Origin of the sequence: Acidaminococcus sp. AM05-11 (assembly GCF_003472805.1) — a bacterium.
GTDB lineage: Bacteria > Bacillota > Negativicutes > Acidaminococcales > Acidaminococcaceae > Acidaminococcus > Acidaminococcus hominis.
This window is the reverse complement of record NZ_QRMX01000012.1, coordinates 16,018-29,501: the sequence shown is the minus strand read 5'-3', so window position 1 is coordinate 29,501 and position 13,484 is coordinate 16,018. Positions and strand designations below refer to the sequence as shown.

The following is a 13,484-nucleotide window of genomic DNA, read 5'->3' as shown; positions in this document are numbered from 1 at the left end:
AGGGCAAAAAAATGTCAAATTATTTTGTCACAAAAAAATTGATTTCCCAGCAGGGCACATAGGGGTGGCGGCGCAGGTAGATTTTGTACTCCGGCACCAGTTCCCACAGCTTCAGCGGCAGGGCAAACAGGTCCATTTCGTAGTGGTAGCCTGCTAAAAGCAGCTGGGGCTGGCAGCGGGCGATGGTCGCAGCGCCGCCCTCCAGGGCTTCCTTTTCGGCCCCTTCCACGTCCATTTTGATGTAGGTAATGGGCTTGCCGTCACTGATGGCGTCAATGGTGGTCAGGGGCACTTCGTCCGTACCGTAGGACACCAGGGCGGACATACGGCCCCCCTTGGCCTGGAAGGAATGTTCCCCTTCCCTGCGCCAGATGCCCTTTTGGAACAGGGAGCAGTTCCGCAGCTGCTCTTCTTCTACATAGTGCCGGAGCTTGCGGAAATTCTTGGGATCCGGTTCCACGGCGTAGATATGCTGGTAGTGGTGGTTGGTCAGTTCCAGGAATTCGGTGAGAGTATCCCCGTTGTAGGCGCCCAGGTCCAGGTAGCTTTCCTCAGGCCCCAGGGGCAGCAGGGTGGTCAGGTCCTCCCGGCGCTGGGTAACATTTTGCAAATATTTCAGGCTGCCGGTCAGCTTGTAGCGGAGAATGTCCTGAAACACCTGCCGGCTCAGGTCGTCGGCCAGGTTTTCGTAGACGGCGGCAAGCTCCCGATGGTACAGGCGGATCCACTGCTCGTCCACTAGCTGAACCTCGTCCAAGAGAGGCAGATGGGGCGCATAGGTTTCGTGGAGCTGGGCCAGGTGGAAAAACCGCTCCAGAATCTCCGGGCGCTCGCTGGCAAAAGCGATGAGAATAATAAAATCTCCCAATTCTTTTTGGATTTCCGCATATTTTTTTACGGTAAAGCCCCGGAACTCCTGGCCCCGGACAAATTCGTCGCTGGCAAAAATGCCGGCCACGGGAATGGAAAGTTCCTGGCACAGGTCCAGGATCTGGTCTGCGCCGTTGCCCATGCCATAGAGGACGATGGGTTTGGTGGTTTGGGTTAAATGGGCCCACAACAGGGGCTCCTGGGCAATCGATTCGAGTACGTCAAGCATGCTGGAGTTCCTTTCCGGCTGCCAGGGCCGGGGCAAAGGCCCGGGGCATCAGGCTGGCAGCAGATTTTTTCGTAGTGGTTTGGCTGGGTGCAGGGGCAGCCGTCCGGGTCACGCTTTGGCCTGCGGCCGGGGTCTGGTCAGCTGCGGCAGAAGCAGCAGCCCCAGCAGGGGCAGTACCCTTTACCGCCCGGGCCCAGTCCTGGAGCTTTCCGGCAATCTGCCGGGCCAGTTCCCCAGGCCGGCCATCCTGCTGGTTATCCTGGGGATACACCCGGAGGATGCGGATATCTTCATAATACACATCGGACCAGTTGTCCCCGTCCATGGTGAGAAAATGGGACTCATCAAGGCCCCGCTTCTGGGACAGGTACAGGGCTCCGGCCATCAGATAGACCCGGTAGGCCGGCTTGTCGTAGCCGGCAGTTTCTGTAATGGTATAGGACCAGCCGTTTTGGCTGACGGTGGCAGAGCCCTCGGCATTAACCGTTACCGCAGCCCCAATGTGCAGAGGTTTTACCCACTGGAGGGCTTTGGCCATCCGGACTTCCGGTTCCGGGTGGGAGGAGAACAGGCCGTAGCCCGGATTCCCCATTTCCTTGGACATATCGTCCAGCTTGGCCATGGTTACGTAAATGCCGTAGGGATTATAGCCGGCCTCGTTGCACATCCGAAAACCTTCCTGGTCCGCTTCCCGCTCGTCCGCCCGGCTGTAGCCGGCCATCAGGGCCTGGGAAGCCGTGGTGGCCAGGGCAATGCCCGCCCCCGGATCCCCGGCGGCAGCCCCGGCCAAAATGGACAGGAAGGACAGGGCCATCTGCTTTTCCAGCTGGTGGACCGTATGGCGCTTTTCCACGTGGCCAATTTCGTGGCCAATCACCGCAGCCAGCTCATCATCGCTGGTCATAAAATCCAAAAGGCCCTTGTACACGTAGATAAAGCCCCCAGGGCAGGACAGGGCGTTGACGTCCTGGGTATTTAATACCTTAAAGGTATAGGTCAGATTCTTCCGGTCGCTGTACTTTACCAGGCTCTGGCCAATGCGGTCCACCCGGGCCTGGACCTCGTCGTTCTGGTACAGCCCATACTGGGCCTCCTGCTGCTGGGCCACCTTCTGGCCCATTTCAATTTCCTGCTTTTCGCTGATCATGGCTGCCTGGGCCTTGGGCAGGGGCAGCAGACAGAACAGGCAGAAAAAACACAGCATATAAAAAAGTTTCTTCAATAAAATCACCTCGCAGGTCTAAAAACAGACTATGGAGTCATTATACACTATTTCCCGGGATAATTCATTTTCTAACGGCCCGTATCGTGCTATAGTATAAGGTATCAACTGTATTGCAAGGAGGAATTCTGAAATCATGCAGACTTACCGTTTAACCCTTTCGGCGCTTCTGGTGGCCATTGGTACCCTGACCGCCAACCTGCTGTATATCCCGGTGGGGATTTCCAAATGCTTCCCCATGCAGCACTGCATCAACGTGCTGTGCGCCGTGCTTTTGGGCCCGTCCTATGCGGCCGCCATCAGCTTTCTCATTGCCCTGCTGCGGAACCTGGCAGGTCTGGGTTCTCCCCTGGCCTTCCCCGGCAGCATGATTGGCGCCATCTGCGCAGCGCTGGTGTACAAGCGCTTCCACACCATTCCCGCCGCCATGGCTGGAGAAATCTTCGGTACCGGCATTCTGGGCGGCTACGTGGCCTACCTGGTAGCCACCTACCTATTGGGCAAAGCCACCCTGGCGTTCTTCTTTATTCCGCCCTTCCTGATCAGCACCACCGGCGGCAGCATCATTGCCGGCCTGCTGCTCAAGAGCGGCGTGCTGAACCCGGTAAAGAACCGACTGGCCCAAAGCCACTAAGCCCCTGCACCCCAGCCTGCTTTCCAGCAATTTCTCCTCTCCTATAGCACACCCATACCTTTACCAGAAAGTAGAAAGGATTCCCTGCCATGCGTATTTTACACACTTCGGACTGGCATTTGGGACGGATTTTTCACGGACTGCATCTTCTGGACGACCAGGCCCTGGCCCTAGAGCAGGTCATGGCCGCCGCCCGGGAGTACCGTGTGGACCTGATTCTCATTGCCGGCGACATTTACGACCGGTCCGTGCCTCCCACGGAGGCCGTCAATTTGCTGGACGAAACCCTGCAGCAAATGGTCCTGCAATTAAAAATTCCTGTGGTGCTGATTTCCGGCAACCACGATAACCCTGACCGGCTGAACTTCGGTCAGGCTCTTTTTGCGTCTTCCGGGCTGTACGTGTACGGCCAGGTTACCCGGGACGCCAAACCCCTGGTGCTCCAGGACGCCTTTGGGGACGTGTATATCTGTCCCCTGCCCTACTGCGAACCTCTGACGGCCACGGAGCTCAGCGGGGAAAAGCAGCATACCCATGAGGAGGCGCTGAAATGGCAGGTGGCCCAGATGCTGGCGCAGATTCCTGCGGGTGCCCGGAAAGTGGCCCTCGCCCACGTGTTTCTCACGGGAGCCCAGACCACCCCGGACAGCGAGCGGCCCCTGGCAGCCGGCGGCGCCACCACGGTGTCCATTGACTGCTTCAAGGACTTTGCCTACACGGCCCTGGGCCATCTCCACGCAGCCCAGGCTAACAGCTACAACGTCCGGTACTCCGGCTCCCTGCTGAAATATTCCTTTGCGGAAGCTTCCCAGAAAAAAGGCCTGCAAATTGTGGATCTGAAGGAAGACGGCGCGGTGGAGGTGGAAACCGTATATCTCACGGCTCCCCACGAGCTGGCGGTGCTAAAGGGGGAATTCCAGGACCTATTGGAAAATCCCCGGTTGGAAGCGGCCCAGGACTACCTGCAGGTGGTGCTGACGGATCAGGCACCCATTTTGGACGCCAAGCACCGGCTGGAAACGGTGTACCCCAACATTCTCCAGCTGGGCTACGAACGGCTCCAGCCCCGGGAAGAAGCCCAGGAAACCCGGCAGCGGAAAGGGCTTACCACCGAGGACCTGTTTGGGGCCTTTTTCCGGGAAACGGAGGGCACCGACCTGACGGACCAGGAAAAAGAGCTGCTGCACCAGGTGCTCAATGAACTGGCAGCAGAAGGGAGGAACGCCTGATGCGCCCATTGCAATTGGAAATGACCGCTTTTGGTCCCTACGCCCAAAAGGAAGTCATCGATTTTACGAAATTGGGGGACAAACGCTTTTTCCTGATTACCGGTCCCACCGGCAGCGGAAAGACTACGATTTTGGACGCCATTACCTTTGCCCTGTACGGCACCCCCAGCGGGGACCTGCGGGACAACCGCTCCCTGCGCAGCGACTACGCCACCCCGGACCACAAGACGGAGGTGCTGTTCACCTTCAGCAACCAGGACAAGGTGTACGAGGTCACCCGTACCCCGGAGCAGGAACTGACCAAGCAGCGGGGAGAAGGCACCCGGACGGTGCCAGCAGGAGCGTCGCTGGTGGAAATCCGGCCGGACGGGGAACGGAACATCCTGGGCAAGACCAACAATGCGGTAACCCAGGCCATTGAGGGCATTTTGGGCTTTCAGGCCCGGCAGTTCCGCCAGCTGATGGTGCTGCCCCAGGGGGAATTCCGCCGCTTTCTGGTAGCAGATTCCAAGGAACGGAAAAAGATTCTGGAAACCCTGTTCAAGACCGAACAGTACAGCCAGATTGAAGACCGGCTGGATGCCAAGGCCAAGGCCCTGGAGCAGAAGTACCAGCAGGCCGTCCAGCATTACAAGGCGCTTTTGGAGGCAGCCGGGGCGGAAAGTCCCGAGGCTCTGAAGGAGCAGCTGGTCCAGGAGGAAGCCCAGGAAAAGGCTCTGGAAGCCCAGCGCAAAAGTTCCCAGGAAGCCTACCAAAAGGCCCAGGAGGCTTTCCAGAATGCCCAGCAGACCAGCCATTTGTTCAAACGCCTGGACCAATGCAAACAGCAGCAAAAACAGCTGACGGCCCAGGAACCGGCCCTTGCGGAGCTCCGGCAGAAACTGGTGCTGTTAGATGAGGCCCAAAAGCTCCACCCCTTCTACGAAAATGCCCTGAAGGCCACCCAGGAAAAGAAAAAGGCAGACTACAATGCGGACCAAGCCCAGGCCAACTGGACGGCGGCCCAAAAAGAGCTGACCGCCTGCCTTGCCAAGGCCAACCAGACCAACAAGGACGCTCTCCAGGAACAGGCCAACCAGTGCCGGGAGGAAATGACCCGGATGGCAGTGGTCTCCGGGGAAACGGTGCGGCTGGCCCAGCAGCTGGTGGACGGAAAGCCCTGCCCGGTGTGCGGGGCGCTGGAACACCCCAGTCCGGCCAACGAAACCCAAAAGGACCGGCAGGCCCTGCAAGCCAAAATCCAGGCCATGGAGAACCGGCTGAAGGAGCTGGACCGGCTCCAGCGGGAACTGGACCGGGCCCAGGCCCAGGTAAACCAGGCGGAAGGCTCCTGCAAGGCTTCCCAGCAGCACGCCCAGGAGGCGGAAAAACTGTTCGAGGCAGAACGGGAAGCGTTCCGCGCCGCCCTGGAGGCCTCCTCCTTTGCCGACCAGCACGCCTTTTTGGCCGCCCACAGCCAGCTGGAACACAAGGCGGACTGGCAGGCCCAGCTGGACCGGTACCGGGAGCAGAAGGCCCGGCTGGAAGGAGAACGGGAAAGTCTGGAAAAACAGCTTGAGGGCAAGACCCTGCCGGAGCTGCCGCCCCTGGAGGAAGCCGTGCACCAGGCCCGGCAGGCCTGGAACAGCGCAGCCACCCAGGCAGGCGCCCTTCAGGCCAGTCTCAAGCGGGAGCGGCAAACCCTGGCTGCCCTGGAAAAGACCCGGGAGGAAGGGAAAAAGATTCACGAGGCCTACCGGCCCATCGGCCATCTGGCCCAGGCTGCCCGGGGCAACAACGCCCGGAAGCTGACCTTCTCCTCCTTTGTGCTTCAGGCAGTGCTGGACGATGTGCTGGAAACGGCCAACCTGCGGCTGTCCAAAATCAGCCAGGGCCGGTACACCCTGTACCGGAGCCAGGAGATTGTGGACGCCCGGAAGGAACAGGGGCTGGGGCTGGAAATTATGGACGCCTTCACCGGCCAGGCCCGGGCGGTAACCACCCTGTCCGGGGGCGAGATTTTCTTCACCTCTCTTTCCCTGGCCCTGGGGCTGTCCGATGTGCTGGAAGCCTACGCCGGGGGCCTGCACCTGGACACCATTTTGGTGGACGAGGGCTTTGGTTCCCTGGACCCGGAAACCCTGGACGGGGCCATCACCTCCCTGTTGGAACTCCAGAAGGGAGGCCGGCTGGTGGGCATTATCTCCCACGTGGCAGAGCTGAAGGAACGGATCAGCGCCCAGCTGGAAATCATTCCCACGGGCCAGGGCAGCCGGACAGAATTCCACGTGAGCTAGGCGCAGAAAAGCGCCCTGGCTGGATAACTCCAGGACGCTTTTGCTTAATTCTTATAAAAAACGGAGCAGTACAAAAATGCCATGCACTTTTGTACTGCTCCATTTGCTTTTTTAGGTTTATTTCTCCCCCAGCTTCAGGGAAGGGTCGGCATTCAGGTTCAAAGCCGCAAAGTCGTGATGCTTGTACTGATAGTACCCGCGCACGGCTACCATGACGGCGTTGTCCGTGCAGAGAATGGGCGTGGGATGCACCAGTTCGGCGCCCACGGCCTTGGCACCCGCTGCCAGGGCTTCCTGGAGGTGCTTATTGGCGGATACGCCGCCGGCCAGGACAATCTTTTTGAGGCCGGTGCTCTTGAGGGCCTGCTGGCTCTTTTGGACCAATACGTCCACAATGGCCTGCTGGAAGGAAGCGGCCACGTCGGCCTTGCTCCAGTCGCTGCCCCGCTGCTCCTCGCTATGGATGTGGTTGATGACAGCGGATTTCAGGCCGCTGAAGCTAAAGTCAAAGGTATTGGGCAGCAGAGGCCGGGGGAAATCAATGGCCTTAGGGTCCCCGCCCTGGGCCAGTTTCTCGATTTCCGGGCCGCCGGGATAGGGCAGCCCCATGAACCGGGCAATTTTGTCGAAGGCTTCCCCTGCCGCATCGTCCCGGGTTTGGCCCAGCAGCCGGAAAGTCATTTCGTCTTCCACTACCAAAAGGGAGGTGTGGCCACCGCTGACCACCAGGGCCAAAAAGGGCGGCTTCAGGTCCGGGTCCGCCAAAAAGTTGGCGAAAACGTGGCCTTCCAGATGGTTCACCCCGATGAGGGGCTTGCCGGTGCCCAGGGCCAGTCCCTTGGCGGCAGAAAGCCCTACCAGAAGGGCTCCCACCAGCCCCGGCCCGTAGGTGACGGCAATGGCGTCCACGTCCTTTAGGGTCAGGTGGGCGTCGCTTAGGGCCTTATCAATCACGGGCATTACGTGTTCAATATGTTTTCGGGATGCGATTTCCGGCACCACCCCGCCAAATTTCCGATGGACGGGGATTTGGGTGGAAACCACATTGGATAATACCGTGCGTCCGTTTTGGACCACGGAGGCAGCCGTTTCGTCGCAGCTGCTTTCTATGCCTAAAATGGTAATCGCTTTTTCTTCCATAATCTCCTCTATGCCAGGGTGCACGTCATCAAGATGGCGTCTTCCCCACTATCCGTATAATAACCGGCTCTCCGGCCGTTTTCGCTAAAGCCCCAGTGCGCATAGGTCTTGCGGGCAGGCAGGTTGTGCTCCCGGACTTCCAGGGTTACTTCCGTGGCCAAGAGCTCCCGGGCCCGGTCCAGCATTGCGCCTACCAAGGCATTGCCCCAGCCCTCTCCCCGGCGTCCCGTGTCCACCGCCAGGCGCATAATCTGGGCCTCTCCGGCCACCAGCCAAAAGCCTCCGTAGGCCACCGGGCTGCCTGTTTCATCAAGGAGCAGCAGGTAGTGGCTCAGGCGGCCGTTCAGCTCGTCCAGCCAGGTCTCCCGGCTCCAGGCTTCCGGAAAGGAGCCTGCGTCCACGGGCAGCAGCCAGTCCAGGTCCTGTTCCGTCAGGGCTCTTACGCCTTGGGATGTCGTTTTTCCCATAATTCTTCCGCCTCCGAGCGCCGGATATAAAAGGGATCCATGCCAAAATAGCTGTGGAGTTCTCCGGGCACGTACTGGGCTGCACCCAGAATGGCCACCGAGGACCCTCTGGGCAGCCGGGCACTGCTGGGGGCCAGGGAAACAAAGGGGCAATTGTCCAAAAGGGGAACCCGCTGGGTTTCTCCCATAAGAATGGCCGGCAGTTCCTGGGCATTGAGAAGCGCACCCACTTCCTTGCCCGGCACAATCTGCACCGGTTCCACTTCCACCATTTTACCCTCCTGCCACTGGTACCGCCCCAGGTACACATTCCCCTTTTGGGCGTCCAGTACCGGCGCCAGAAGGACCCCTTCCACCGGCAGATTATAGGCAATCACCTGCAGGGTATCAACGGCCACCAGGGGCAGGTTCAAACTGTAGGCCAGGGCTTCCGCCGTAGCCATGCCAATGCGCAGGCCCGTAAAGGAACCGGGACCCCGGCTTACGGCAATGAGCTCCAGTTCCTCTTTGGTCACCTGGGCCAGGGTGAGCAGCTGCTCCAGCTGGGGTACCAGACCCTCCGAATGGGTGAGCCCCACGTTGATGTCCACTGCTCCCAGAATTTTATCGTCTTTTGCCACCGCCACGGAGCAGACCCGGGTGGAGGTATCAATTCCTAATGTCAGCACAATTCTTCAACCTTTCTTGCCAAAGCTTCGTAATGTTCCCCATGGGGAATCAGCCGGGCTTCCCGTCCGTTGTCCTTCCGGAGCAGCTGGATTTCCAGATTTTCCGGGGGCATCTCTTCCGGGAACAGCTCGGCCCATTCGATGAAGGTCACCCCATCGTAACCGGCGTATTCGGAAAAGCCGATGTCTTCCAATTCTTCCTCCCGGTTGATCCGGTACAAATCGAAATGTTTTACGGACAGGTTCTTTCCCTTATAGATGTTCATCAGGGAAAAAGTGGGAGAGGTCACTTCGGCCGGATCCACCCCCAGGGCTTTGGCGGCTGCAATCACCAGACAGGTCTTGCCGGCTCCCAGGTCTCCATTGAGGAGTACCACGTCACCGTCCGTCAGCAGGCTGCCCAAATGGGTGCCCAGGGCTGCGGTTGCCGCCTCATCCGGGCAATACAGGGTTACCATGATTTTTCCCTCCTTCAGCACGGGCTGCGCCTAGCGCAGGTTCCCGTAAATACAAGAAAAGGGGCTGCAGTGCACAGCCCCTTGCGTCGTCTTATTTATCCAGAGTAGGACCAGCGGAAGCAATGTCTTCCGTTACCTCACCAGCAAATTTCTTGAAGTTTTCCTGGAACAGGCCGGCCAGTTTGGCACAGGTCTGATCGTAGGCTTCCTTGTCTTCCCAGGTGGACCGGGGATCCAGCACTTCGTCCGGCACGTTGGGGCAGGACTTGGGCACAGCCACGTTGAATAACGGCATGGTGGTCCAGCCTTCCTTGCCCAGTTCACCGTCCAGGGCTGCGTGGATCATGGCCCGGGTGTAGGCCAGTTTCATCCGGCTGCCAACCCCGTAGGGGCCGCCGGTCCAGCCGGTGTTCACCAGGTATACGTTGGTCTCATGCTTGGCAATCCGTTCCCCCAGGAGCTTGGCATAGGTCAGCGGAGGCAGGGGCAGGAACGGTGCGCCAAAGGCCGTGGAGAACGTGGCCTGGGGTTCCGTAATGCCCCGTTCGGTACCGGCAACCTTGCTGGTATAGCCCGTCAGGTAGTGGTACATGGCCTGCTCCTTGGTGAGCTTGGAGATGGGAGGCAGTACCCCGAAGGCATCAGCCGTCAGCAGGATGATGTTCTTGGGATGGGTGGCCATGCTGGGCAGCTTGGCGTTGGGAATATAGTTCAGGGGATAGGCTACCCGGGTGTTTTCCGTAATGGTCCGGTCGGAGAAGTCAGGAGCCCCGGTCTTGGGATCCACCACCACGTTTTCCATCACGGCGCCGAAACGCACGGCATGGAAAATCTCCGGCTGGCTGTCTTCGGTCAGGTCGATGCACTTGGCATAGCAGCCGCCTTCGATGTTGAATACCCCGTTATCTCCCCAGCCGTGTTCATCGTCACCAATCAGGGAACGTTTGGGGTCTGCGGACAGGGTGGTTTTCCCGGTGCCGGACAGGCCAAAGAACAGGGCTACGTCGCCCTTGGGGCCCTCATTGCAGGAGCAGTGCATGGTAAGAATGTTCTGCAGGGGCAGCAGGTAATTCATTACAGAGAAAATGGATTTCTTCAGTTCGCCGGCATAACGGCCGCCGCCGATGAGCACCACTTTCTTGTCGAAGTTCAGAATAATGAAGGTTTCAGAGTTGGTGTGGTCCAGTGCCGGTTCTGCTTCCACATCCGGCAGGGAGATGACGGTAAAGTCTTCCTGAACAGTGCTGGGTTCATTGGATTTAATGAACAGCTGGTTCACGAATACACTCTGCCAAGCCATCTGGTTGATGAACTTTACCCGAATCTGATACTTGGGATCGGCACCGGCCTTCACGTTGTTCACGTATACCCGGTGGGTCTTGATATAGGCTTCGCACTTGGCGTAAATCCGGTCAAAGGTTTCCTGGCTGCAGGGCTGGTTGTTGGTCCAGCTGACCACATCATGGGTCAGAGGTGTGTCCACAATGAACTTGTCCTTGGGAGAACGGCCGGTATGGGTACCGGTAGTTACCCGCAGCGCGCCCGTATCAGAAAAAGTACCTTCTCCGTTGCGAATGGCTTCTTCAATGAGCTCACGCACGCTTAAATCTCTGACTACTTCTTTTGCTTCCGCTAACAATCCCGTACTGATCATTTTTCGTTAACCTCTCCTATTTCCCCATGGGACCGCCAAAGTCCGCATATTTTGTATACCGTAAATTATATGACATTTTCCGTTATCTGACAATAAGCCAACTGAAGACAATTTATCTACTATTTCATAGGTAATAATTATATTTCCAATTCCTACCTATTCAATAAAATAAGGCTGTGAAGTTCGTTTCACAGCCTTATTCAGCCATAAATACCAGGTCAGGACCTGCACGCAGACAGGCCTTGCCCATTTTTTAACGGAAAAGCAGCCATCAATTATAATTTTTACTTTTCCATTTCTGACGCCATTCCAACCCACTCCAGCGGGCGGCAGCCGTCAAAACGGGATACATTATATTTAGTACAAAATCTTGTTGGCAATAACCATCCGTTGGATTTGGTTGGTGCCTTCGTAGATTTGCAGAATCTTGGCATCACGCATTTTCTTTTCCATGGGATAGTCTTTCATGTAGCCGTAACCACCCATAACCTGCAGGGCATCGGTAGCCACTTCCATGGCCACATCGGAGGCAAAGCATTTGCTCATGGCAGCTTCCTTGCCAAATTCCACGCCCTGGTCACGCATCCAGCAGGCTTTCTGCACCATCAGACGGGCAGTTTCTACCTTCATGGCCATATCGGCAATCATTGCCTGTACCATTTGGAAGGAAGCGATGGGCTGGCCAAACTGTCTTCTTTCCCGTGCGTAGTGGGCAGCCAGATCCAGGCAGGACTGGGCCAGACCTACAGCAACGGAGGCTACGAAAGGACGGGCGGAATCCAGGGTTTCCATGGCAATGCAAAAGCCTTGGCCTTCCCGGCCTACCCGCATGGATTCAGGAACGATAACGTCTTCCAGAATCAATTCGCAGGTGTTGGAGGGACGAATGCCCATTTTATCTTCTTTGCGGCCTACGCTGAAGCCCGGAGTGCCTTTGGGAACGATAAAGCAGGTCAGTCCGCGGATACCGCCGGATTTCCGGGTATTGGCGAACACCAGGTAGCTGTCGGCAATGCCGCCGTTGGTGATGAACACCTTTTGGCCGTTCAGGACATAGTGGTCCCCGTCTTTAACGGCTTTGGTGGCTACTGCGCCTGCATCGGAACCGGCACCCGGTTCGGTCAGGGCAAAAGCAGCCAGCTTGCCTGCGTTCAGCAGGTCGCATTGGTATTTTTTCTGTTCTTCATTGCCAGCAATCAAAATGGGATAAGAGGCCAGAGCATTGGCAGCAATGGAAGTAGCCACACCGGCGCAGCCCTTGCCCAGTTCTTCATAAATCATGGCAATGGTAATGCTGTCCAGTCCCGGGCCGCCGTATTCTTCCGGGACTACCAAGTTCAGCAGTCCCATATCACCGGCGATTTTGAAAATTTCCGGTCTAGCGTGGTTTTCCCGATCCATTTCTTCCGTATAAGGAACAATTTCCTTATCAACGAAGTCTTTGACTATGGACTTTAATTCTAATTGCTCTTCGTTTAACGCGAAATCCATAAGAGAGCCTCCTGTTTTATGGCGTAGCCTAGTATTTTAGTTGTTAATCTTCATTATTTTACCACTGATTGGGTATTTCGTCAAAATGCCCCACCACAAACATGGTGCCCGTTACATCCACCATTTTTTTGCCCTCGGGGTCGAAGATTTCAACCCGGCAAACCAGGGTGGAACGGCCTTTATGTTCCAGATGTGCCTTGGCAATAATTTTTTCCTTGGCAGAGGTGTTGCTGATAAAGTTGATGGAGGAAGAAAGGGTAACTACCTTGTCCCCAATGCTGTAGCCCACTGCCCCCATGGCCGTATCCGCCAGGGTAAAGAGGGCTCCACCATGGACCACGCCATACCGGTTCCCGTGCTTGGCCGGGTCCACCGCCATGCTCAGCTCGCAGCGGCCGCATTCCACTTTTTCCAGTTTCACATCTGCCAATTTCATAAATGCATTTTCGTTAAATTTCTTTTCCATCCAACCTGGGATTTCTGCAGCAGTTAACAATTTCTTCACTCCTATCTCTGAATTTTCAATAATTTTGTTTCAAAAAATCAATTTACAGTATATACACGTGTACCCGCCGACGGCCCCATTGAAGCGCCTGTCCGCGGTTGGAAAATGCCAAATCTATTTTGTTGCCCTTGATGGCGCTGCCGATATCGGCGGCAATCCCTTCCCCGTACCCCATCACATACATCCGGGTACCTAGAGGAATAATCAAGGGATCTACAGCAATAACGCCTTTTTGCATGGGAATGCCGGTATAGGTCACACCCGTTACGCCCGGGTCAGTGGGACTATAGCCCGTAGTTTCCATGGTCCAAAGTTTTCGGTAGTGGCCAAAACTCAGGCCGCTTTCCTTACTCATCAAATTGTAGACGGACCAAGTAACAGCTCCTGTCTGCTGTTTTTTGTGTTTGCGTTGGAAGGTCTTAACGGCATTCATTGTATCGGTCCCAAACTCTCCATCTATCTCGCCCTGGTATATATCCAGCTTGGACAACATAGCTTGTACTTCTTCCACTTTGCGGCCCTTAGCACCCAAGACCGCCACCGGTGGAACGGCAGCGGCCTGAGCAGTCAGGGACAGACTGAGGAGAAGCAGGAGCGTCAGCAGGAGACCTGTGGTCTTATGGTGCACGCTTGGCAGCCTC

At 56.9% G+C, this 13,484-nt stretch carries 13 protein-coding genes; 3 read left to right on the top strand and 10 right to left on the bottom strand.

Features of this window, described 5'->3' with window-relative positions:
* Positions 1 to 19: 19 nt before the first annotated feature.
* Complete coding sequence (locus DW089_RS07320) at positions 20 to 1,099, bottom strand: FkbM family methyltransferase (protein ID WP_118286998.1); 1,080 nt, start codon at positions 1,097 to 1,099, stop codon at positions 20 to 22.
* On the bottom strand, positions 1,092 to 2,330 hold the full coding sequence (locus DW089_RS07315; protein ID WP_231085931.1) for a M48 family metallopeptidase: 1,239 nt from the start codon (positions 2,328 to 2,330) through the stop codon (positions 1,092 to 1,094). The genes DW089_RS07320 and DW089_RS07315 overlap by 8 nt, the downstream gene beginning before the upstream one ends.
* Before the next feature lie 127 nt (positions 2,331 to 2,457).
* Between DW089_RS07315 and thiW the strand changes: the two genes are divergently transcribed.
* From thiW to DW089_RS07300, 3 genes are all read left to right on the top strand, one after another.
* On the top strand, positions 2,458 to 2,955 hold the full coding sequence (gene thiW, locus DW089_RS07310) for an energy coupling factor transporter S component ThiW (RefSeq protein ID WP_105326056.1): 498 nt from the start codon (positions 2,458 to 2,460) through the stop codon (positions 2,953 to 2,955).
* Between the two features lie 89 nt (positions 2,956 to 3,044).
* Positions 3,045 to 4,184 (top strand): exonuclease SbcCD subunit D, encoded by a 1,140-nt coding sequence (locus DW089_RS07305; protein WP_105326057.1) that lies wholly within the window; start codon positions 3,045 to 3,047, stop codon positions 4,182 to 4,184.
* Positions 4,184 to 6,460: an AAA family ATPase gene (locus DW089_RS07300; RefSeq protein ID WP_118286997.1), complete on the top strand. Its 2,277-nt coding sequence runs from the start codon at positions 4,184 to 4,186 to the stop codon at positions 6,458 to 6,460. Before DW089_RS07305 ends, DW089_RS07300 begins: the two co-directional genes overlap by 1 nt.
* A 117-nt stretch (positions 6,461 to 6,577) precedes the next feature.
* Here the strand turns inward: DW089_RS07300 and tsaD are convergent, their stop codons facing one another.
* From tsaD to DW089_RS11775, 8 genes are all read right to left on the bottom strand, one after another.
* Positions 6,578 to 7,600, bottom strand: coding sequence for a tRNA (adenosine(37)-N6)-threonylcarbamoyltransferase complex transferase subunit TsaD (tsaD, locus tag DW089_RS07295; RefSeq protein ID WP_105326059.1), 1,023 nt, complete (start codon positions 7,598 to 7,600; stop codon positions 6,578 to 6,580).
* 8 nt (positions 7,601 to 7,608) lie between these two features.
* Positions 7,609 to 8,067 carry a ribosomal protein S18-alanine N-acetyltransferase gene (gene rimI, locus DW089_RS07290; RefSeq protein WP_105326060.1) on the bottom strand — a complete coding sequence of 153 codons (459 nt, stop codon included), beginning with the start codon at positions 8,065 to 8,067 and terminating at the stop codon, positions 7,609 to 7,611.
* Positions 8,040 to 8,735: a tRNA (adenosine(37)-N6)-threonylcarbamoyltransferase complex dimerization subunit type 1 TsaB gene (gene tsaB / locus DW089_RS07285; protein ID WP_105326061.1), complete on the bottom strand. Its 696-nt coding sequence runs from the start codon at positions 8,733 to 8,735 to the stop codon at positions 8,040 to 8,042. Before tsaB ends, rimI begins: the two co-directional genes overlap by 28 nt.
* On the bottom strand, positions 8,729 to 9,193 hold the full coding sequence (gene tsaE / locus DW089_RS07280) for a tRNA (adenosine(37)-N6)-threonylcarbamoyltransferase complex ATPase subunit type 1 TsaE (protein ID WP_105326062.1): 465 nt from the start codon (positions 9,191 to 9,193) through the stop codon (positions 8,729 to 8,731). The genes tsaB and tsaE overlap by 7 nt, the downstream gene beginning before the upstream one ends.
* 91 nt (positions 9,194 to 9,284) lie before the next feature.
* On the bottom strand, positions 9,285 to 10,847 hold the full coding sequence (gene pckA, locus DW089_RS07275) for a phosphoenolpyruvate carboxykinase (ATP) (RefSeq protein ID WP_118286996.1): 1,563 nt from the start codon (positions 10,845 to 10,847) through the stop codon (positions 9,285 to 9,287).
* A gap of 357 nt (positions 10,848 to 11,204) precedes the next feature.
* Positions 11,205 to 12,338, bottom strand: coding sequence for an acyl-CoA dehydrogenase family protein (locus DW089_RS07270; RefSeq protein WP_105326064.1), 1,134 nt, complete (start codon positions 12,336 to 12,338; stop codon positions 11,205 to 11,207).
* A gap of 58 nt (positions 12,339 to 12,396) precedes the next feature.
* Complete coding sequence (locus tag DW089_RS07265) at positions 12,397 to 12,774, bottom strand: PaaI family thioesterase (RefSeq protein WP_233547573.1); 378 nt, start codon at positions 12,772 to 12,774, stop codon at positions 12,397 to 12,399.
* A gap of 112 nt (positions 12,775 to 12,886) precedes the next feature.
* On the bottom strand, positions 12,887 to 13,471 hold the full coding sequence (locus DW089_RS11775) for a 3D domain-containing protein (RefSeq protein ID WP_105326066.1): 585 nt from the start codon (positions 13,469 to 13,471) through the stop codon (positions 12,887 to 12,889).
* Positions 13,472 to 13,484: the final 13 nt, after the last annotated feature.

What these genes read in the sequence shown, in the direction of transcription:
- DW089_RS07300 (WP_118286997.1), top strand. Translation starts at nt 4,184, where the DNA reads ATGCGCCCATTGCAATTGGAAATGACCGCTTTTGGTCCCTACGCCCAA.
- tsaD (WP_105326059.1), bottom strand. Translation starts at nt 7,600, where the DNA reads ATGGAAGAAAAAGCGATTACCATTTTAGGCATAGAAAGCAGCTGCGAC.
- DW089_RS07305 (WP_105326057.1), top strand. Translation starts at nt 3,045, where the DNA reads ATGCGTATTTTACACACTTCGGACTGGCATTTGGGACGGATTTTTCAC.
- DW089_RS07320 (WP_118286998.1), bottom strand. Translation starts at nt 1,099, where the DNA reads ATGCTTGACGTACTCGAATCGATTGCCCAGGAGCCCCTGTTGTGGGCC.
- DW089_RS07265 (WP_233547573.1), bottom strand. Translation starts at nt 12,774, where the DNA reads ATGAAATTGGCAGATGTGAAACTGGAAAAAGTGGAATGCGGCCGCTGC.
- rimI (WP_105326060.1), bottom strand. Translation starts at nt 8,067, where the DNA reads ATGGGAAAAACGACATCCCAAGGCGTAAGAGCCCTGACGGAACAGGAC.
- DW089_RS07270 (WP_105326064.1), bottom strand. Translation starts at nt 12,338, where the DNA reads ATGGATTTCGCGTTAAACGAAGAGCAATTAGAATTAAAGTCCATAGTC.
- thiW (WP_105326056.1), top strand. Translation starts at nt 2,458, where the DNA reads ATGCAGACTTACCGTTTAACCCTTTCGGCGCTTCTGGTGGCCATTGGT.
- tsaE (WP_105326062.1), bottom strand. Translation starts at nt 9,193, where the DNA reads ATGGTAACCCTGTATTGCCCGGATGAGGCGGCAACCGCAGCCCTGGGC.
- pckA (WP_118286996.1), bottom strand. Translation starts at nt 10,847, where the DNA reads ATGATCAGTACGGGATTGTTAGCGGAAGCAAAAGAAGTAGTCAGAGAT.